Raw genomic sequence first — 18296 nt, 5'->3', positions numbered from 1 at the left:
CATGATGAGCAATGAGGAATTTCGCTTCGGTTCTGCCTCGTGGTCGGACGAGCGTGATCTTAGACGCGCTGGCCTTCTAAGCGGACATGGGCTTCAGGTTGGCTACATAGCAGGCAAGCCCGTCTGTCTTGAGACCGATGCCCCAATCCTCACAGTGGCAGGCGCAGGTTCAGGCAAGATGCGTGACTTGCTTGCTCTGGCTGTGGCTCGCAATGCGGGCAAGAACAATTTCATCCTTGATCCGCGCGGTGAAATCGCGTCCGTGACGATGGTCAACTTCGCCCTTCAAAAGAGCTTCCTCTATTGCTGGAATCCGACAGGTATGCGCGGGCTGCCGCAGCATCGGATGAACCCGCTCGATATCCTCAAACTGAACGATCCGCACTTTCATGCCGACTGCAAATTCATCGCCGAAAGCCTGATCCCGACAAGCGGCGCATCTAACGGGCGTTACTTTGAGCTGCGTGCGCGGGAATGGATCGAAAACATTATCAAGATGCTGGTGGAGGTGAATGGAAAGGTCAGCTTTCCCTCCCTGTACCGTGTCATCAATTGGATTGAGTCCGATACGAGCCTCTGGGCAGATTGCCTCGAAAACATGCTCTCCTCGTCCATGGACAGTGTGCGCCGTACTGCCGGAGAAATGCTGGCCAAGCAGCAAGAGAGCGAGAAGGAATTCGGGAGCATCCTCGGGGAGATTTATGCACATCTGAACTTCCTTGACGATCCGATGCTGCTGGCCTCCCTCGATCACGCGGACGCTTCTCTTGCCGATACTTGTAACGTCGGTCAGCCGACAAGCTGGGCTATCAACGTGCCCATCGAATATGTCGGGCTCTGGTCGCCGATCCTGCGCACGATGTTCACAGTTCAGATGCTCTACAAATCGCGTGCGCCATCAGCACCGCGCGTTACTATGATCATCGACGAGGCGGGCCAGCTTGGAAACTTTGAGGCCCTGCTGCGCGCGTTCACATTCGGACGCGGTGCTGGTGTGCAGGTCTGGGCGCTATTTCAGGATGTCGGCCAGATTGTTCGCAACTTCGGTGCGCCAGCCTTGCAAGGCTTTATGGGGTCATCGGCCCTTCGGCAGTTCTTCGGAGTACGCGACTATCAAACGGCACAAATGGTCTCTTCGATGCTCGGCACCGAAACTCTCGAATATGACGACGGCCTTCGTCAGGCGGATGCAAAGCGGCAGAAAATGAATGCTGCGATGAGCATAATGAATGGCGGCGATCCGTTCTCGGCCTATGCAGATATGAAATACCATGCGTTCGCCGAGGATCATCGAACCAAACAAGCTCGCGCGCTGATGATGCCTGAAGAATTACTGGCTATGCCCGAGGACAGGCAGCTTTTGTTTGTGTCAGGGAAGAACCTCAAACCCATCCTGGCGGAGAAGCATCCCTACTTCACGAGGCAGGACTTTGCTGGCCGCTTCCTGCCCAATCCCTTTCACCCGCCTCATGACTCGGTGCCTATACCCTCAAGATGGAGCGTGCGCCGTGCAAGAGTGATCATGCAAGCCGTACCGCAGCAATTTGCGCACTACCCGCAATATGCGGACGGTCTCTGGTCCTATGTCGAAGGCTATCAACCCACTTAGCAGCAGGAGAAGAAAATGAGCGATAGATCGGATAAGAACCGTCCGAGTTTCGATGCGTTTCATGTGAAGGAAGGCGCGGACGACAAATCATACTTCAACCGCGTCGGTGTAGCCTTCGCTCACAGGGACGGCGAAGGACACACGATTCAGCTCGACTCCGTTCCGGTCGATGGCCGCATCATTTTGCGAACGCCCAAGGAGCGGTTGGAAGATGCGCGTGAGGAGAAACCGCGCCGTCGCAATCGCGAGCAGCGCGACCGCTGACCATGGATCATAGAGATAACGCCTATCCGGCAATCACGACGAAAGAAGAATTGTTGCGGCTGCTGCGAGAGCAACGCGCGCCCCTCAGTGCAGCCAAGCTGGAACCTGGGCGGGGGCTGGCGATAGATGCCAGACGGCAAGTCGATGAAGAGAACCGCAAGCGGATTGCAATCCTTCGCGACAGGCTTGAAAAAGCAGCTACGGAAGTTGAAGCCCAACAAGTGTTTGCGCGCCTTGGCGGTTACGCGAAGTCAAACTTCTCACAAAGTCGATAAATGCAATAAAAATTTGAGATTCACATCAAACTTTGGCACTGTAGTACTAGGGTTTATATCCTAAGACTACCCTGTTGAACGGATAAACTCCTTTCCAAAAGAGTTTGGTCTCTTGTGAGGGTTTCAATCTAATGCAGCATGATTGAAGCCCTCATTTTTAATCAATAAAAAGTTGAAACGGTTCGTATAATGAACAATAATCCATCTGTTTCGATCCGCTCTCCAATCTCCCCAGATTAAAGAGGGTCGAAATTCCTCATTAAAAGAGAATTTCTCTTTTGAAAGCCCTGATCTCTCGTAACAAGATCGGGGCTTTGCTTTTCTCTGAAACCCTTGCTGAGTTTGCGTTTCAGCCGATTGCTGCGGTATAATAAAACTATATATGCAGCAACTGCGCAGCAATATCTGCGCTTATCACCCTGTGCGGGTGATATGCTGCTCTATTGTCCGAAAAGGAAATGAAACTGGTCAGCATGCGGCGCATTGCTGAAAAGGAGGGGTCTTGTCATGACCACATCCGATAAAGATTGGACATTGCCCGACGTAGGCGAAGCACTGTCGCGTGAACATGATCGAACTGTAAGGCACAGTCTTCAGCTAGATGTCGAGTTCTACAAAGAGCTGCTCGAAGATGCTGACATAGACGACGTTCAGAAGGAGCAAGTCATTGGCGCGCTTTGGAAGATCATAGTAGCGTTTGTAGAGCTTGGCTTTGACGTGCATCCGACACAGCAGGTCTGTGGAAAAGGCGGAACAAAGCACGATCATGCGAGCATTTTGTGCGAAGATGGGCTAGAATCCAACCTACCCAGTACAGAACACGAAGACGTCGTTGCGCCGGTACCTTGAGGCGGCGCAGAAAGGTTAAGGATTCATGGCCTCAGAAAAGAACAACAAGAACCAAAAAAGCACGCCAATCCGTGCACTTATCTATTGCCGTGTATCCACGACGCGCCAAAAGACAGAGGGTGCTGGCCTCGTCAGTCAAGAGCATCGGTGCCGACAGTACGCCGAGATGAAAGGTTATGCCGTAGAGGCGGTATTCCCTGATGACGCTTCGGGCGGTGGTGACTTCATGAAGCGCCCAGGCATGTGCGCCATGCTGGCCTATCTCGATGCCCAGAAGGACGGCAAATTCGTCGTCATCTTCGATGATCTCAAGCGCTTCGCTCGTGACACAGAATTTCACTTTAAGCTACGTCACGCATTCGCCGAACGCGGCGCGACGGTTGAATGCCTCAACTTCAATTTCGAAGATACACCTGAAGGCAAATTCATTGAAACCATTGTTGCCGCGCACGGTGAGTTAGAACGTGAGCAAAACCGCCGCCAGGTTCGGCAGAAGATGGTTGCCCGTATCGAGAAAGGCTATTGGGTCTTTCATGCGCCAGTAGGCTACAAGTACATAACCGATAAGGTACACGGTAAGCTTCTGTCTCCTGACGGTGTGCTTGCCGAGTATGTGCAAGAAGCACTCGAAGGGTACGCAAATGGTCGTTTCGCGTCTCAAGCCGAAGTGCAGCGGTTTTTAGAAACCAAGCCTGAGTTCCCAAAGGATTTGCCAAACGGGAAAATCCGAGCGTGGAAGATTACCAAGCTGCTCAGAAACCCACTTTACGCAGGGTACGTCCATTCAGAGACATGGGAAGTGAGCCTGCGTAAAGGCCACCATGAAGCGCTGATTAGCTTCGGGACGCATGAAAGAATTCTGAATAATCTGGAAAATGGCGGTCGTCCTGCTGCTCGGCGTGACTTCAGCCCTGATTTTCCGCTTCGCGGCTTCGTGCACTGCGATGATTGCGACAAGCCCATGACCGCAGCTTGGTCCAAGGGGTGCCGCAAGCACTATCCGTATTATCTGTGCGACACGCCAAGTTGTCCGTCCAAGCGCAAATCGATCCCGCGTGCGAAGATCGAGGAAGGCTTCGCGGAAATTCTCAAATCCATGCAGCCAACGAAGAAGCTCTTCGGTGTCATGCGCACCATGTTTGAGCGCGCGTGGGATGCGCGGTTGGATGAAGCTAAGCGATCCAAGAAAGCGGTTCTCGCGCAGCTCGCAGACGTTGAGGACCAGATCAACAAGCTGCTCGACAGGATTGTCGAGTCGTCGAGTGCATCCGTGATCTCTGCGCTTGAAAAACGGGTCGAGAAATTGGAGCGGGAGAAGTTTCTGCTGACTGAGAAAGCCGAGAATATGATTCCGGCGAAGGGGAGGTTTGGAGAGTCTATTGAACTCGCGCTGAAGTTTCTCTCAAGCCCTTGGAATATATATGAAAATGGGTCTCTACCCCTGCGCCAAACCGTGCTGCGGCTGGCCTTTGTAGAGCCTCTTCGATACTCCCGCGAAAAGGGTTATCGAACTATAGAAACTGCCATACCTTTCAAGGTCTTAGCGGGTTTGCAGGGTCAAAATTGTCAAATGGTGCTGCTGGGGAGATTTGAACTCCCGGCCTCTCCCTTACCAAGGGAGTGCTCTACCCCTGAGCTACAGCAGCCCGATAAACAGGCTGGACCGGTGGGCAATGGTGCTGCTGGGGAGATTTGAACTCCCGGCCTCTCCCTTACCAAGGGAGTGCTCTACCCCTGAGCTACAGCAGCCCGATAAACAGGCTGGACCGGTGGGCAATGGTGCTGCTGGGGAGATTTGAACTCCCGGCCTCTCCCTTACCAAGGGAGTGCTCTACCCCTGAGCTACAGCAGCATGAGCCCTTGCGGTGCGGGCGGGTTATAGGCCACGTATCTGTAATTGGTCAAGCCTGAATTATGCGAAGTTTTTCGATTGTTCCCGTCGCAGGCCTTTTCGCCCTGTTTTCGTCAAGATCGGCTGTAATTTTTCGCACGCTGTTTTATAACAGGCCAATCGCTCAAACCCGCATAAATCTGACGGAACTTTGATTGCATCATGACAGCCAAAAAATCTGACATGCGTCCGGCCGTAAACGAGGAACGTTTAAAACGCGAAGCCGAAGCCCTGCGTGCCAATCTGGCCAAGCGCAAGCAACAGCAACGCTCACGCAAAAGCGATCCACAAGGTCCAGCTACAGACGAAAAATCTGAGGACTGATCTCGCGCGTCATTTTTCACCTTCGCTTTGATGGGCGCGTGCATCGTTTGGTTGATCTTGAGGCCCGCGGACGGGTAAAACCGTGGGTGCTGAACGTGGTTGGGATTTTCGCAAAAACAGGGGTGGCACTATGTCGGTAAGACCGGATCACTGGATACGCCAGATGGCGCAGGAAAAAGGCATGATCGAACCGTTTGTCGACGGTTTCAAACGCGATGGTGTGATCTCCTATGGTGTCAGTTCGTACGGCTATGACGCCCGCGTCGCTGACGAGTTCAAGATTTTCACCAATGTCGACTCGGCCATCGTCGATCCCAAGGAATTTTCCGATGACGGGTTTGTCAATCGCCAGACCGAAGTCTGCGTGATCCCGCCCAACAGTTTCGCGCTTGCGCGCACCGTGGAATATTTCCGCATCCCGCGCGACACACTGGTGATCTGTCTGGGGAAATCGACCTATGCCCGGTGCGGCATCATCGTCAATGTCACGCCGCTTGAACCCGAATGGGAAGGGCATGTGACCCTTGAATTTTCCAACACCACGCCGCTTCCGGCGCGCATTTATGCCAATGAAGGGGCGTGTCAGTTCATTTTCCTTAAGGCGGAAAGTGAATGCGATACCTCCTATGCGGATCGCGCAGGGAAATATATGGGCCAAAAAGGTGTCACATTGCCGCGCCTGTGATAAAGGGGTGGCAATAATCTGGTGGTGATACGCCAAGACACGCGTTCGCTGCGCCATCGCGCGCAGTACAAAGAGGACTGAATGGACAAGATTAAGATTTCCGGTGGTCGCCGGCTGCAGGGCAAAATTGCAATCGGCGGTGCCAAAAACGCGGCTTTGCCGTTGATGGCAGCAGCCCTTCTGACAGATGAAACGTTGACGTTATCGAACCTGCCGCATCTGGCAGATATCACATCGATGGCCAATCTTCTGGCACAGCATGGTGTGGCGTTGCATCTGAACGGGCATGCGCCCAATGGTGGCCATACCGGTCGCGTTCTTGAAATGACCGCCAAGGAAATCACCTCGACCACGGCACCTTATGATCTGGTGCGCAAGATGCGTGCATCTGTGTTGGTGCTTGGTCCGATTGTCGCGCGATGTGGTGTTGCCCGTGTGTCGCTTCCTGGCGGGTGTGCGATTGGCAACCGACCGGTTGACCTGCATCTTAAGGCTCTGGAAGCCATGGGGGCTGAAATCCACCTGACCGAGGGCTACATCGAAGCCCGCGCACCCGACGGCCTGAAAGGCGGACATGTTCTGTTCCCGCAGGTTTCGGTAGGAGCGACGGAAAACACGCTGATGGCCGCATCGCTAGCCGACGGTGTCGTCACCATTGCCAATGCCGCGCGCGAACCCGAAGTGTCTGATCTGGCCCACTGCCTTGTTGCCATGGGGGCCGAGATCGAAGGTATCGGAACCGATACCCTCAAAGTCACCGGCAAGCCGCGCCTGCATGGTGCGGAATATTCGGTCGTGCCGGATCGCATCGAAACCGGGACCTATGCGATTGCCGCCGCCATCACCGGTGGCGAGATCGAACTGACCGGAACCCGTATGGAATTGATTGACAGCCTTGTTGATGCGATGCGCGCAGCCGGGGTCGAGGTTGAAGAAACCGAAGATGGCCTTAAGGTGCGCGGCAACCGTGCGACGCTTAAGGGTGTTGACGTGATGACCGAACCCTATCCGGGCTTCCCGACCGATATGCAGGCCCAGTTCATGGCGTTGATGTCGGTGGCCAACGGTGCGTCAATGATCACCGAAACCATTTTCGAAAACCGTTTCATGCACGTACCGGAACTCAGCCGCATGGGCGCTGATGTCAACGTGCATGGCCGTTCGGCGATTGTCCGCGGCAGTGCAAAGCTTTCGGGGGCTGAAGTCATGGCAACCGATCTGCGTGCCTCGGTTTCAATGGTGCTTGCAGGCTTGGCAGCCGAGGGCGAGACGGTTATTAACCGTGTCTACCATCTGGACCGCGGTTATGAGCGGCTTGAAGAAAAACTGAGCTCCTGCGGGGCGCAGATCGAACGTGTCCGGGTTCCGGCCTGATATAAGGCTTCCGGATAACTGAAAAACGCGTAAGGCGACTGATTGATGAGTGACGAAAAGCTGGTGCTTGCCCTGCCCAAGGGGCGCATTCTTGACGAGGTGATGCCACTGGTGCGATCCGCCGGGATCGAACCGGAAGCGGCATTTGATGATCCGAAATCCCGTGCGCTTCGTTTCGCCACCAACCATCCGCATATCGATATCATCCGTGTGCGCAGCTTTGACGTCGCAACCTTCGTTGCCTTTGGCGCAGCCCATATCGGTGTCTGCGGCAATGACGTCCTGATGGAATTTGACTATCCGGATATCTATGCGCCGCTGGATCTTAATATCGGGCATTGCCGGATCGCCGTTGCCGAACCGGAAGAAATGATCGAAGGCGATGATCCGTCACGCTGGTCGCATGTCCGGGTCGCGACCAAATATCCCAACATCACCCGTACGCATTTTGCCAAACGGGGCGTGCAGGCTGAATGCATCAAGCTGAACGGCGCGATGGAACTGGCACCAACACTTGGTCTGTGCCGCCGTATCGTCGACCTTGTCTCGACCGGCAACACGCTTAAGGCCAATGGCTTGCGTGAAATAGAACATGTCGCCGATGTGACGTCGCGCCTGATCGTTAATCGTGCCGCGCTGAAAACCCGCCCGACCGATATCCAGCCCTGGATCGACCGTTTTTCCGAGGTGCTCAATGCCGCTTAAGCTTTCGATTACTGACGCCAGCTTCGAAGAAGATTTCGTCAAGCTTCTGGGCATGAAACGCGAATCGGATGCCGATGTTGATGCGGCCGTTGCCGATATTATCGCCGATGTGCGTAATCGCGGTGACGAAGCCGTTTGTGACTATACCAACCGATTTGATCGCCTTGGTATCGACGCATCCGGCATGGCGGTGAGCGCGACCGAGGTCGATGCGGCGGTTGCCGACATTGATGCGGACCTTCTCAAATCGCTGGAACTGGCGGCAAAGCGCATTCGTGCCTACCACGAAAAGCAGATGCCGGCCGATGAACGCTATACCGATGAAAGTGGTGTTGAGCTTGGCTGGCGCTGGCGTGCGGTGTCGGCGGCAGGACTTTATGTTCCGGGCGGTCTGGCATCCTATCCGTCATCGGTTCTGATGAACGCCATTCCGGCCAAGGTTGCCGGTGTGGAACGCCTTGTCATGGTGGTGCCGACGCCTGACAATAAAATGAACCCGCTGGTTCTGGCTGCGGCCCGAATTGCCGGTGTTGACGAGATTTACCGCATCGGCGGGGCGCAGGCGATTGCAGCCCTTGCTTATGGTACCGAAACCATCAAGCCGGTCGACAAGATCGTCGGTCCGGGCAATGCGTTTGTTGCCGCGGCCAAACGCCGTGTGTTTGGTCAGGTCGGCATTGATATGATTGCGGGCCCGTCGGAAATTTTGGTGGTTGCCGATGGCAGCAACGATCCAAGCTGGGTGGCCGCAGATTTGTTGTCGCAGGCGGAACATGACCCGGTCGCGCAATCGATTCTGATCACTGATGATGCGAAATTCGCCGATCAGGTGCAGGTGTCAATTGATGCCCATCTTGAAAAACTGCCGCGTGCAGAAATCGCCGGGGCAAGCTGGCGCGACTTTGGTGCAATTGTTTTGGTCGAAAATCTGTCGCAGGCTCCGGCCCTTGTGGATCGGATCGCACCGGAACATCTTGAATTGGCGGTCGACGACCCGGACGCACTGGCAGAAGACATTCACCATGCCGGTGCGATTTTCCTGGGCCGTTATACCCCAGAGGCCATCGGCGATTATGTTGCCGGCCCGAACCATGTTCTGCCGACGGCCCGCTCGGCGCGTTTCTCGTCCGGCCTTGGGGTTTTGGACTTCATCAAGCGTTCGTCGCTGATCAAGTGCACACCCGAAAGTCTGGCAAAAATCGGCCCGGCGGCAATCGCCCTTGCAGAAAGCGAAGGTCTGCAGGCACATGGACTTTCGGTAGCGATCCGTTCAAACCAGATGTAAGCTGTTGCAATGCAGCGTGTGAAGGGACCGGAGCGAGAGAGCCATGGCAGAAAACCAGTGTATTGCCGGTATCTATCTTGACGAGAAATACAAGGTAAGACGCCGTCCTGAGGTCGAGCATGAGCAGGCGGTGGCGATCTATGACCTTCTCGAAGAAAACCATTTCGAACCGGCTGGCGGTTTCGAAGGTCCGTATTCGGTGCATATGCGCATCGAAGAAAACCGCATCTATATGGATGTGCGCGGCGACGATGATACCGAGAACCTGACGACCATTCCCGTGCCGCTGTCGCCGTTCCGCCGGATCGTCAAAGACTATTTCATGATCTGCGAAAGCTATTATGACGCCATCAAAAAGGCCAGTGCCGCCCAGATCGAAACCATCGATATGGCGAGACGTGGTCTTCACAACGAGGGCTCCGAACAATTGCGAGAGCTTCTGGCCGACAAGGTGACGATTGATGAAAATACCGCGCGTCGCCTGTTTACGTTGATTTGTGTCCTTCACATCCGGGGTTAAGGCACGGTGGCAGAAGAACTCCCCGGCTCGGTTCTTTTTGCCTGCAGCTATAATGCCGTGCGTTCGGTGATGGCTGCTGCCTTGATGCGTCACTATCACGGAACCCGCATTTATGTTGAAAGTTGCGGGGTGCGTGCCGGTGAGCTCGATGGCTTTGCCGTGGCGGTGATGGAGGAAATCGGTCTTGATATTTCCTCATACAATTCCAAAACCTTTGATCAGCTTGAAGACGGCTTCTTTGATCTGATCATCACGATGTCACCCGAGGCCCAGCACCGCGCGGTCGAAATGACCCGCACCATGGCGTGTGACGTGGAATTCTGGAATACCTTTGATGCCACAATCGTCGAAGGTTCGCGTGAAATTCGCCTTGAGGCCTATCGGCAGGTGCGCGACCAGATCAAAAAACGCATCCTTGATCGCTTCCCCGTCGGTCCTGCACCCACCATGTGATTGCCTGGCTTAATCCGCGCTGCTGAGGGCTTCGAACGCAGCACCATCAAGCACGTAGATCTTCTCGTCCTCGGCATGGCACATACCAAGTTTTTCGTAAAACCGTTGGCCGATCATGTTTTCCGCATCGACAGACAACCGGATATAGGATTTGCCGTGTGCACGGGCATGTTTGGTGACCGCAGCCACCAGGCGTTTGGCAAAACCGCCGCCGCGATGGCTTGGTGCGACATAAAGATCCTGAATATAAAGCCCGGGCCGTCCGCGAAATGTCGAATAGCTTGGGAAAAACAGGCACATGGCAACCGGTGTGTCATCGGCAATCGCAATCAGCGCGTCAAACGCACGGTCTTTGCCAAAGCCATCCCGCGCCAGATCTTCGGGCGTGCTTGCAATTTTATCCGCACATCCCGTTGCCTGGCCGATTTCGCAAATCATGGCATGGAGTGCCGGTGCGTCATCACGTTCTGCAAGGCGTATTTCAATGGTATGAGGATTGGTCATGCGGGGGCTTTCATGAAAGGCCGGAAAGATAGCGGCATCTTAGGGCGCATACCGGCATTCGAAAAGGGCCGAGCCGGTTCTTTTCGCGCAATCCTTGTTCCGCGCGATTTGGCAGCACAGATACGTCGCCATTCGTTTAACGCAGTGCTGTAACGCCACGCCTGACACGTGAAAGGACTTGACCTTTTGCCCGGTTCAGAGCAGTTTGCCGCCCACCGGTATTTTGATATTGCAATACGAAAGCTAGGAGTCACATGGCTAAAGAAGACGTTATCGAGTTTCAGGGCACTGTCGTTGAACTTCTGCCCAATGCGATGTTTCGCGTGAAGCTGGACAATGACCACGAAATCCTTGCCCATACCTCGGGCAAAATGCGCAAGAACCGTATCCGCGTTCTCGCAGGTGACCGTGTCAGCGTCGAAATGACCCCTTATGACCTGACCAAAGGTCGTATTACCTTCCGTTTCAAGTAATCTGAAACCACTACCAAGCGCAAATTGACCTTGTCTGGCGGGGCGTTTACCCTTGCCGTCAGGGTGCATTTTGCTGCCTGCATCGAAATGTGAGCATTCATCACATTTTTGGTCGGAATGGTCTGGGACGGATATCCGGGAGCCACATCTTGTCGAAACTGATATTGGCATCTGCATCGCCGCGCCGTCTTGAGCTGCTTGCGCAGATCGGAATTGTGCCAGATCAGGTCGTTCCCGCAGACATCGATGAAACACCCATGCGCGATGAAAGTCCGCGTCGGCTGGCGCTTCGCCTTGCCGAGGAAAAGGCACGTTTTGTTGCCAAATCCAACGGCGGGGCCTTTGTGCTTGCCGCGGATACGGTTGTTGCCTGTGGCCGACGTGCCTTGGGCAAAGCCGAAGACGTGGCTGAGGCACGCAAGTTCCTTGAATTGCTGTCCGGGCGTCGCCACCGTGTCTACGGTGGCATGTGTGTAATTGCCCCGGACGGGACCGAACGATCGCGCGTGATCGAAACACAGGTAAAATTCCGAACCCTTGGTTCCGATGACCTGAAGCGTTACCTTTCCCATGACGAGTGGCAGGGCAAAGCGGGTGCCTACGCCATTCAGGGCTTTGCCGCGACCTTTGTGAAGGCGATCTCGGGATCGTACTCCAACGTTGTCGGGCTGTCGCTGTGCGAGGTGGACGGTCTTTTGCGCGGTCTTGGCTATCACCCCAAAGAGGTTTGATCATGGCAGTTGGCGGCACCCATAACTCCCGCCTGCTGATTGATGCCGTTGCGCTTGAGCGCAGGGTGGCCCTGATCGAAAATGACCGCCTGACGCGTCTTTGGATTGATCGCGGCGGTCCCGCAAGATTTGATATCCATCTTGGCCGTGTTTCCAAAATGATGCCCGAAATGGCCGCCGCCATGGTTGCGCTTGACGGGCTGCCAGACGGGCTTTTGCCGTTTGATCGCTACAACGGCCCGCTGCATGAAGGGCAGTGGGTTCTGGTGCAGATCTCCCGCCTTGGTTTTGACGACAAGGGTGTCAAGCTTACCGGGCGGATCGCGATTGAAGGTGTCGGCATGATCCTGCGACCGGGGGCCAACCATATTGAGTTGCCGCGCAAGCTTAAGGATGGGGACCGGCGCACCGAACTTCACGAATTGCTAAGCACTCTTCAGTCCGATCAGGACGGGATCATGCTGCGTTCCGTCGCACTCGACTGGACGCGTGATGCCATTACTGCCGAATACAAACTTCTGAAATCACAATTGCAAAAGGCCGAAAAGGACCTGTCCGAGGCATCGAAGCCGCAACTGGTTAGCAAGGCGCAATCAGAAACCGATCAGGTGATCGAACGGCATCTGATGGCGGGCGGCGCATGCGTTGTCGATGGCACAAACGAATTCGTGCGGTTGCGTGGATTGCTGACGATGCTGGGTAAGTCGGATGACAATCTTGCGCGTCATGTCGGCAGCCGACTGTTATTCAACGATCAGGATATCGAAGACGAAATTGCCGCTGCCTTGGCGACGCGTGTCGAGTTGCAAGGCGGCGGCTGGCTTGCGATTGACCCGGCAACCGCACTTTGTGCCATTGACGTCAATGCTGCCGGGGCAGATGCCGGGCGTGATAGCGAAAGCCGCGCGGTCGAAGTCAACCTTCGGGCCGCCGCCGAAATCGTGCATCAAATCCGCCTGCGCAACATCGGTGGTCTTGTGGTGATTGATCCGCTTCGCATGAAATCGCGGGCAGGGCGCGACAAGTTTGATGCCGCAATCCGTGATGCCTTTGGCAGTGAACTTGATGGTGCGGTTCAGATCGGCGGCTTTACGCGGTTGGGGCTTTATGAATTCAGTCGCCAGCGGGCGGGCGAATCGCTTCGTGCCACCTTGTTTGCCAAACAGGAACGGGCCCCTCTTTTGCGTGATGCCGCGCTGAATGCCGTTGTGCGCGCTGTTGTTGCCGAAAGCCGAAACGGGGTGACCGGGATGGTTAAACTGTTCGTAAACCCCGGTATGGCGAAGGCACTTGCGGATCAGGCGTATGCGATCCAGATCCTGACAAATGCATTTGGGGGTACGCCGCAAATTGTCGCGGACCCGACACTTGAAGACGATGCCTATCGGTTGGAGAAAAACCACCATGAATGAAAAAAAGATAACGAAAACAGCCAGCTCCGACTGCGTGGTTTGCGGCAAACCGGCTGATGAAAAATACACGCCGTTTTGCTCCAAACGCTGTGCGGATCTCGACCTTGGCAAATGGATGAATGAAAGCTACGCCATCCCCGCCGCCGAGCCGCCCGAGTATCTCGAAGACCTTGAAGATGAAGAAGAATTTTAATCCGACGCGTGATCGCAAAAAAAATGCGATTTGAGGCTGGACAAGCCCCAAAGGAGTTTGTATAACCCCGCTCGTTCCGCAGGGAACACTCCGGAAACGGAGACGAAAGTCGGATTTGCCCAGGTAGCTCAGTTGGTAGAGCAGTGGACTGAAAATCCGCGTGTCGGTGGTTCGAGTCCGCCCCTGGGCACCATCTTTCGGTAGCCAAAAAAACCCGGCCTTCTGGCCGGGTTTTTTGTTTTTGCGCCCAATCAGTTCGGAACCGGCAGGGTGAACGAAATCTGTGTATCGTACAAATCAATGCCGGACGCGATTATAGTGCCTTGGTCATTGAGCTGGAAGAAACCGCCTGCATAGTTACCATCGTCGCCGCAAAACAATTCCCACAAGCCATCGAAATCAGGTACTTCGCTCGTGTACTCAAACCTGCCTCGGCAGGTTTGTTCGCCATATACTTCAATCTTGCCTTCGGCTTCGTTGGCTTGAACCAAGGCATCGTAGCTTGTCAAAGGGCCTAGGCGCGGCCAGCCAATACTGATCTTTACGACACCTTTTCGGGGATAAGAATCTTCAAGCTCCGTCTGGGGGATCGAAGTTTCTGGTTGAGGTGGGCTTGCGCAACTGCTTAAGGAAAGGCAGGCTCCCAAGCTGATCATGGCGGTCATTGGCCGAATACGCATGTGCTCTCCAGTCTATCGACAGTTTCTTTGTTACTTTACGGCTGTGGGGTCGATGCGCAAGTAACGTAACTGTTTTGGTCGATTTAGAGCGCGTGCGTTATTTTAATGATCGAACTCAATTTGGGATAGGCAGGTCAAACCCGACCTTCTCGCCATTAATCGCATTACCGATGCCCAGAATGTTTCCCTGTTCGGTCAGCTGAAATTTTCCGGCGGCGTAGCTGTCATCCTGGCAAATCAGTTCCCACCAGCCATGGGCGGGGGCCAGTCGATCATCGCGGACAAATTTGCCAAGGCAAGTTTGCGCGCCATAAACATCAAACATCCCGCCAAAGGCGTTGGCCCGCACCCAGGTGTCATAGCGTGAAAACGGCCCGATGCGCGACCAGTTCAGATTGATTTTGACCATGGTGTTGGTGCTGTAGGGCACTGTCGATGCCGATTGTTTGGCCTGCCATGCGTCATAGCTGATTTCAGGGGTGCTTGTGGTGGTTGTTGTTTTGCAGCCGCTGATCAGCATTGCAATCCCCATGATCAGGGCGGTCTTGAAAGTGTGGCTACGGCTAAGCATCTTCGCCCTCTGGCAGATTGAATTTGAACAGACTGTAACTGACAAAACGCAATTCGCAAACGGTGCGAAACTGTTATCAATATATGACGATGCAACCGTTCAGAATCGCCCTTGCATCAACGACTTGAAAGGGTCTGTGTTAGGGGTGAATGCGCAAGGTATGTGCAAGCAACCTGCATCAAATGAACCTGATTGCCTCTATTTGTTTTCAAATGAAAACAGAGGGTTGTGCAAAATGCTGATCGGTCTTTTAAGGCTTGATTTTGGGGGCGTTTCTGCCTTTTGTTGCGAAAATCTTACATTCCGCTACCATCATTCCCGCTTCTTGTTTCAACCCGCTGAAACATAAAATTGGTTACTACTTGGTGGCGGAACAGCGCGACGTCGCGCTGTGACAATAACTCGCTTAGGGGAACCAGATGGCCGAGAAGCAGATCGAGATCGAACTCAAACTTCGCATCGATCCGAAACATGTCGCGCGTCTTAAAAACGCGCCGGTCCTGCGCGAGGTCAAGGAAGGTCGTCGTCTGGTGACCACCCACCTTGTCTCCATCTATCATGACACGCCGAAACTCTCGCTGGCTGAAAAGGGCCTGGCGGTTCGTCTGCGCAAGAAGGGCGCGAATGGTTGGGAGCAGACCATCAAGGCGACCAACGGCCTGCGCGAGGCGCTTCCCGAACGTAATGAATGGACGGTCGAGCTTGAAGAAGGTGTTCTTGATCTTGACCGGTTTACCGACAAGGACGTCAAAAAGCTTCTGAAGAAGTTTGTGAAGAAAAAGAAGATCGACCGCATTTTCGAAAGCGACCTTAAGCGCGGGGCGGTGGATCTGACCTATCGCGATGCGGTGATTGAACTTGCCATTGATCAGGGTGTTGTCCGATCCGGCGAGAAGGAAGTGCCGATCTCCGAGGTCGAGTTCGAGCTCAAGGAAGGCCATCCGGCAGCCCTTTTTGACCTTGCACTTGAGCTGCAAAGGACCGTGCCGCTGTTACTGAGCATGCGGTCCAAGGCGTCGCGCGGACGCGACCTCTATCTTGGCAATGGGCCGGGTGCCTATCGGGCGGCGGCAGTGAAACTGACCCCGGATATGTCGGCGGAAACCGCATTTCGTGCCGTGATCGCGCAGGGGCTTCGCATGATCCTCAGTAACGAGGTCTGCGTGCGTCAGGACCTTGATATCGAAGGGTGTCATCAGATGCGGGTTGGCATGCGCCGCCTGCGCGTTGCCTTGAACCTGTTTAAGAAAAACCTGCCTGCGGGTGAGGCCGTATTGCTGCGCCGGTTGTTGAAACTGTGCAGCAAGGGGCTTGATGGCCTGCGAGATTGGGATGTGTTCCTGACCGAGACGCTTCCAATGATCGAGGAGCGCTTCCCGGATCATGCAGGTGTGGCGGAGCTGCGCAAGGCCGCCGAAAAGCAACGCGAAGCCGCCCTTGCAAACGCACGGCATATGCTCGATCAACCGGAATACGGGCAGTTGCTTTTGCTGCTTGGTGCGTGGGCAAGCTATTCGCGTTGGGCATCAGGGGCGAGTGCCGCGCAAATGAAGGCGATGGCCGCACCTGTGTCGGAAATGGCCGAACCGCTTCTGGAGCAGGCCTATAAACGGGTCACCAAACGCGGTGATCACGTTGCGGGTCTGACAACGCCACAACTTCATGCGCTTCGTCTTGATGTCAAACAGATGCGCTATGGGACGGAGTTCTTCGGGGCCATTTACGGGTCAAAAAAGGTCAAGAAGTTCCGCAGCAAATTGACGACGATGCAGGAAATCCTGGGCCAGCTTCAGGACGCCGCCGTTGCCGAAGCGCGTTTGATGGCACTGGCACCACAACTTTCAAAAGACGGGATGATTGCGGTCGGTCTGATATCGGGCTGGTTCGGCGCACGTGCTGATCATCGTCTTGAGGGCATCGAAGACGCGATGCACGATTTCATCGATCAGAAGGTTTTCTGGAAATAGGCACCGTGTGCGTCGGTAATGCGAAAGGCTGTCGGGATCACCCGGCAGCCTTTTTCATATCCTGATAGGCTTCAAGAGCCCGCTCACGGCCTTCCTTGAGCCCTATCAGGGGCTCGGGATAGGTTTTGCCTAACGTCACGTCAGCGGCCTTGAGGATGAGCGGGGAGGCTTCCCACGGTTTGTGGATATATTGTTCGGGCATGTCACGCAGTTCCGGTACCCATTGACGGACATACTCGCCCTTGGGATCAAACTTTTCGCCCTGAAGCACCGGGTTGAAAATGCGGAAATAGGGGGCGGCATCTGCCCCGCAACCGCCGATCCATTGCCATGAAAACGGGTTGTTGGCCGGGCAGGCATCGACAAGCGTGTCGTCAAACCACGCCAGACCATCGCGCCAATGGATCAAAAGGTGCTTTACCAGGATCGAACCCACAATCATCCGAACCCGGTTATGCATATAGCCCGTATGCCAAAGTTCGCGCATGCCGGCATCGACAATCGGAAAACCTGTCTGGCCCTTTTGCCAGGCGCGAAGGCCCTTTGCGTCATCTGACCACGGGAAATGCTTGAACTGGCCTTGAAGTGGGACAGAACGCAGATCGGTTGCGTGATACAGGATGTGATGGGCGAATTCCCGCCAGCCGAGTTCGGCGATGAATTTCGAGGCGGTCTTGCCCTTGCCCGGATTGGCATCGGCATAGTGGTTAGCGGCATGCCAGACCTGATAGGGGCTGATTTCACCAAAGCGCAAATGCGGCGAGAGTTCCGACGTTACCCGACGGTCCGGGCGGTCGCGCAGATCGGCATAATCGGTAAGACGATCATCGATGAAGTCAAACAGCTGGTCTTTCGCGCCTTGTTCGCCGGGGCTGAAACGCTCCTCAAGGCCACCGGCCCAATTCACCGGCTTTGGCGACAGGTCGAAGTCGGCGATGTTGATTTGTTCATCAACCTCGCCCTTGAACAGCGCAAGGCTTTCGGGGGCGGACTTTGGTTCGCGCGGGGTGGGGAGCTTCAGGCACGCCCGCCAGAACGGGCTATAGACCTTGAAATCGGTGTCTGATCCGGTTTTGACGTCCCACGGTTCAAACAAAAGGTTGGCCTTATGACTTTCGCAGGTCAGACCGTGGTTCTGAAGGGCTGCCTTGATCTCGGTATCGCGCTTGGTCGATGGCTTGTCATAAAGCCGGTTCCAGAACACCGCCTTGACCGATTTGTCATCGGCAATGGTTTCCAGAACGGTTTTTGCATTCCCTTTAAACAGGCGCAGGGCGCGATCAGACTTTGTGTCGCCAAGATCGGCGATATTGCGGTTCAGCGCCGTCAGGCTCTTTTCCAGCCACCATTTCGTCGCGCCGCCAAGTTGATCTGAAATCACGTCATCCAGAATAAAAACCGGAAGGACAGCACCGTCATTTTCCTTGGCCCATTTGACCGCTGCCAAAAGGGCCGGATTGTCCGCCAGTCGCAGGTCGTTTCGAAACCACATCACGGCGATCGGGCGTTCGGTCATCTGTCTTCCTGTGTT

General features: G+C 54.8%; 20 protein-coding genes, 4 tRNA genes and 1 pseudogene. 18 read left to right on the top strand and 7 right to left on the bottom strand.

All coding sequences use genetic code 11. The annotated features are described in order from the left end of the window. The first annotated feature begins 1 nt into the window (after position 1). The 5 genes and pseudogenes from TH2_RS17485 to TH2_RS21975 form a co-directional block, all read left to right on the top strand. Positions 2-1609: a type IV secretory system conjugative DNA transfer family protein gene (locus TH2_RS17485; RefSeq protein WP_008891769.1), complete on the top strand. Its 1608-nt coding sequence runs from the start codon at positions 2-4 to the stop codon at positions 1607-1609. 15 nt (positions 1610-1624) lie between these two features. Then, positions 1625-1873, top strand: coding sequence for a hypothetical protein (locus tag TH2_RS17480; protein WP_008891768.1), 249 nt, complete (start codon positions 1625-1627; stop codon positions 1871-1873). Between the two features lie 2 nt (positions 1874-1875). Further along, entirely contained in the window at positions 1876-2148 is a 273-nt protein-coding gene (locus tag TH2_RS17475; RefSeq protein WP_008891767.1) for a hypothetical protein, read from the top strand. A 507-nt stretch (positions 2149-2655) separates the two neighbouring features. Beyond that, on the top strand, positions 2656-2997 hold the full coding sequence (locus tag TH2_RS17470) for a hypothetical protein (RefSeq protein WP_040824484.1): 342 nt from the start codon (positions 2656-2658) through the stop codon (positions 2995-2997). A gap of 25 nt (positions 2998-3022) precedes the next feature. Beyond that, positions 3023-4069: pseudogene (locus TH2_RS21975) on the top strand (recombinase family protein); the annotation flags it as partial. Between the two features lie 499 nt (positions 4070-4568). On the opposite strand, the gene TH2_RS17460 reads toward TH2_RS21975, so the two are convergent. From TH2_RS17460 to TH2_RS17450, 3 genes are all read right to left on the bottom strand, one after another. Beyond that, positions 4569-4643, bottom strand: a tRNA-Thr gene (locus TH2_RS17460). Positions 4644-4671: 28 nt separating this feature from the next. After that, positions 4672-4746: transfer RNA gene (locus TH2_RS17455), tRNA-Thr, on the bottom strand. 28 nt (positions 4747-4774) lie between these two features. Beyond that, positions 4775-4849, bottom strand: a tRNA-Thr gene (locus TH2_RS17450). Positions 4850-5050: 201 nt separating this feature from the next. Here TH2_RS17450 and TH2_RS21500 point away from each other — a divergent pair. From TH2_RS21500 to TH2_RS17420, 7 genes are all read left to right on the top strand, one after another. Then, entirely contained in the window at positions 5051-5212 is a 162-nt protein-coding gene (locus TH2_RS21500; protein WP_165374899.1) for a hypothetical protein, read from the top strand. A gap of 130 nt (positions 5213-5342) precedes the next feature. Further along, a complete protein-coding gene (gene dcd / locus TH2_RS17445) occupies positions 5343-5897 on the top strand; it encodes a dCTP deaminase (protein WP_008891765.1) in 555 nt (184 codons plus the stop codon). 81 nt (positions 5898-5978) lie between these two features. Beyond that, the gene (murA, locus tag TH2_RS17440; RefSeq protein ID WP_008891764.1) at positions 5979-7271 is read left to right on the top strand and encodes a UDP-N-acetylglucosamine 1-carboxyvinyltransferase; all 1293 of its coding nucleotides are present in this window, start codon (positions 5979-5981) and stop codon (positions 7269-7271) included. Between the two features lie 45 nt (positions 7272-7316). Further along, on the top strand, positions 7317-7976 hold the full coding sequence (hisG, locus tag TH2_RS17435) for an ATP phosphoribosyltransferase (RefSeq protein ID WP_008891763.1): 660 nt from the start codon (positions 7317-7319) through the stop codon (positions 7974-7976). After that, on the top strand, positions 7966-9261 hold the full coding sequence (gene hisD, locus TH2_RS17430; RefSeq protein WP_008891762.1) for a histidinol dehydrogenase: 1296 nt from the start codon (positions 7966-7968) through the stop codon (positions 9259-9261). The genes hisG and hisD overlap by 11 nt, the downstream gene beginning before the upstream one ends. A 43-nt stretch (positions 9262-9304) precedes the next feature. After that, positions 9305-9781, top strand: coding sequence for a UPF0262 family protein (locus tag TH2_RS17425; protein ID WP_008891761.1), 477 nt, complete (start codon positions 9305-9307; stop codon positions 9779-9781). A gap of 6 nt (positions 9782-9787) precedes the next feature. After that, the gene (locus TH2_RS17420; protein ID WP_008891760.1) at positions 9788-10234 is read left to right on the top strand and encodes an arsenate reductase ArsC; all 447 of its coding nucleotides are present in this window, start codon (positions 9788-9790) and stop codon (positions 10232-10234) included. Between the two features lie 9 nt (positions 10235-10243). On the opposite strand, the gene TH2_RS17415 is transcribed toward TH2_RS17420, so the two are convergent. Next, entirely contained in the window at positions 10244-10738 is a 495-nt protein-coding gene (locus tag TH2_RS17415) for a GNAT family N-acetyltransferase (protein ID WP_008891759.1), read from the bottom strand. A 254-nt stretch (positions 10739-10992) separates the two neighbouring features. Between TH2_RS17415 and infA the strand changes: the two genes are divergently transcribed. From infA to TH2_RS17390, 5 genes are all read left to right on the top strand, one after another. Then, positions 10993-11211, top strand: a complete 219-nt coding sequence (infA, locus tag TH2_RS17410; protein ID WP_007092059.1) for a translation initiation factor IF-1 — start codon at positions 10993-10995, stop codon at positions 11209-11211. Between the two features lie 149 nt (positions 11212-11360). After that, positions 11361-11942 (top strand): Maf family protein, encoded by a 582-nt coding sequence (locus TH2_RS17405; protein ID WP_008891758.1) that lies wholly within the window; start codon positions 11361-11363, stop codon positions 11940-11942. 2 nt (positions 11943-11944) lie between these two features. After that, complete coding sequence (locus tag TH2_RS17400) at positions 11945-13354, top strand: ribonuclease E/G (RefSeq protein ID WP_008891757.1); 1410 nt, start codon at positions 11945-11947, stop codon at positions 13352-13354. After that, on the top strand, positions 13347-13547 hold the full coding sequence (locus TH2_RS17395; RefSeq protein ID WP_008891756.1) for a DNA gyrase inhibitor YacG: 201 nt from the start codon (positions 13347-13349) through the stop codon (positions 13545-13547). Before TH2_RS17400 ends, TH2_RS17395 begins: the two co-directional genes overlap by 8 nt. A 117-nt stretch (positions 13548-13664) precedes the next feature. Next, positions 13665-13740, top strand: a tRNA-Phe gene (locus tag TH2_RS17390). Between the two features lie 58 nt (positions 13741-13798). Here TH2_RS17390 and TH2_RS17385 read toward each other — a convergent pair. Continuing rightward, positions 13799-14227 carry a hypothetical protein gene (locus TH2_RS17385; protein ID WP_157194217.1) on the bottom strand — a complete coding sequence of 143 codons (429 nt, stop codon included), beginning with the start codon at positions 14225-14227 and terminating at the stop codon, positions 13799-13801. 115 nt (positions 14228-14342) lie between these two features. Further along, positions 14343-14798, bottom strand: coding sequence for a hypothetical protein (locus TH2_RS17380; protein ID WP_157194215.1), 456 nt, complete (start codon positions 14796-14798; stop codon positions 14343-14345). Positions 14799-15217: 419 nt separating this feature from the next. Here TH2_RS17380 and TH2_RS17370 point away from each other — a divergent pair, with 419 nt between their 5' ends. Further along, the gene (locus TH2_RS17370; RefSeq protein ID WP_008891752.1) at positions 15218-16765 is read left to right on the top strand and encodes a CYTH and CHAD domain-containing protein; all 1548 of its coding nucleotides are present in this window, start codon (positions 15218-15220) and stop codon (positions 16763-16765) included. A gap of 37 nt (positions 16766-16802) precedes the next feature. On the opposite strand, the gene TH2_RS17365 is transcribed toward TH2_RS17370, so the two are convergent. Then, complete coding sequence (locus TH2_RS17365) at positions 16803-18281, bottom strand: cryptochrome/photolyase family protein (protein WP_008891751.1); 1479 nt, start codon at positions 18279-18281, stop codon at positions 16803-16805. Positions 18282-18296 lie beyond the last annotated feature (15 nt).

This window comes from Thalassospira profundimaris WP0211, from assembly GCF_000300275.1.
GTDB classification, from domain to species: Bacteria; Pseudomonadota; Alphaproteobacteria; order Rhodospirillales; family Thalassospiraceae; genus Thalassospira; species Thalassospira profundimaris.
The sequence above is the reverse complement of the archived record's forward strand: the minus strand, read 5'-3'. Positions and strand labels throughout refer to the sequence as shown.

Bases quoted from the DNA above. Each gene is read 5' to 3' on its own strand.
- TH2_RS17485 (WP_008891769.1), top strand. From the start codon at position 2: ATGATGAGCAATGAGGAATTTCGCTTCGGTTCTGCCTCGTGGTCGGAC.
- TH2_RS17480 (WP_008891768.1), top strand. From the start codon at position 1,625: ATGAGCGATAGATCGGATAAGAACCGTCCGAGTTTCGATGCGTTTCAT.
- TH2_RS17475 (WP_008891767.1), top strand. From the start codon at position 1,876: ATGGATCATAGAGATAACGCCTATCCGGCAATCACGACGAAAGAAGAA.
- TH2_RS17470 (WP_040824484.1), top strand. From the start codon at position 2,656: ATGACCACATCCGATAAAGATTGGACATTGCCCGACGTAGGCGAAGCA.
- TH2_RS21500 (WP_165374899.1), top strand. From the start codon at position 5,051: ATGACAGCCAAAAAATCTGACATGCGTCCGGCCGTAAACGAGGAACGT.
- dcd (WP_008891765.1), top strand. From the start codon at position 5,343: ATGTCGGTAAGACCGGATCACTGGATACGCCAGATGGCGCAGGAAAAA.
- murA (WP_008891764.1), top strand. From the start codon at position 5,979: ATGGACAAGATTAAGATTTCCGGTGGTCGCCGGCTGCAGGGCAAAATT.
- hisG (WP_008891763.1), top strand. From the start codon at position 7,317: ATGAGTGACGAAAAGCTGGTGCTTGCCCTGCCCAAGGGGCGCATTCTT.
- hisD (WP_008891762.1), top strand. From the start codon at position 7,966: ATGCCGCTTAAGCTTTCGATTACTGACGCCAGCTTCGAAGAAGATTTC.
- TH2_RS17425 (WP_008891761.1), top strand. From the start codon at position 9,305: ATGGCAGAAAACCAGTGTATTGCCGGTATCTATCTTGACGAGAAATAC.
- TH2_RS17415 (WP_008891759.1), bottom strand. From the start codon at position 10,738: ATGACCAATCCTCATACCATTGAAATACGCCTTGCAGAACGTGATGAC.
- infA (WP_007092059.1), top strand. From the start codon at position 10,993: ATGGCTAAAGAAGACGTTATCGAGTTTCAGGGCACTGTCGTTGAACTT.
- TH2_RS17400 (WP_008891757.1), top strand. From the start codon at position 11,945: ATGGCAGTTGGCGGCACCCATAACTCCCGCCTGCTGATTGATGCCGTT.
- TH2_RS17395 (WP_008891756.1), top strand. From the start codon at position 13,347: ATGAATGAAAAAAAGATAACGAAAACAGCCAGCTCCGACTGCGTGGTT.
- TH2_RS17385 (WP_157194217.1), bottom strand. From the start codon at position 14,227: ATGCGTATTCGGCCAATGACCGCCATGATCAGCTTGGGAGCCTGCCTT.
- TH2_RS17380 (WP_157194215.1), bottom strand. From the start codon at position 14,798: ATGCTTAGCCGTAGCCACACTTTCAAGACCGCCCTGATCATGGGGATT.
- TH2_RS17370 (WP_008891752.1), top strand. From the start codon at position 15,218: ATGGCCGAGAAGCAGATCGAGATCGAACTCAAACTTCGCATCGATCCG.
- TH2_RS17365 (WP_008891751.1), bottom strand. From the start codon at position 18,281: ATGACCGAACGCCCGATCGCCGTGATGTGGTTTCGAAACGACCTGCGA.